Consider the following 399-nt stretch of genomic DNA (forward strand, 5'->3'; position numbering starts at 1 on the left):
TCATCAGCCACACCACCGCCGACGACATACAGTTCACCGACAACACCGACGCCGACCTCGCCCAGGCTTGAATCGAGGACGAAGAATGCCAGACCGGTGAGGGGAACGCCGATCGGGCTCGCGGTCGCTTCCGCGTCGGCGGGTGTGAGCTCCCGGAACGAGGCGTGCACCGTCGTCTCGGTCGTGCCGTACATATTGATCAAACGCGTGCCGGTATCGGGATGGTCACGCCACCAGGTACGCAGTCGCCCGGGCTCGACTGCCTCGCCGGCCAGCACAACCGCATCCAGATGTAGCGGCGGCAGGTCCTCGCCTCCCATAGCTCGCACTGCTTGGAGGGCGTAGAAGGCCGACGGGGTCTGGCTCAACACCGTCACCTTCTGCGCGGCCAGCAACGCA

General features: G+C 65.7%; 1 protein-coding gene. It reads right to left on the minus strand.

Annotated elements, in window-relative coordinates:
- Positions 1–399, minus strand: a 399-nt coding sequence (locus JK358_RS38820) for an AMP-binding protein (protein ID WP_201958893.1), incomplete at both ends; no start/stop codon positions are given.

Source organism: Nocardia acididurans (genome assembly GCF_016741815.1).
In the GTDB taxonomy this organism is placed as follows: Bacteria; Actinomycetota; Actinomycetes; order Mycobacteriales; family Mycobacteriaceae; genus Nocardia; species Nocardia acididurans.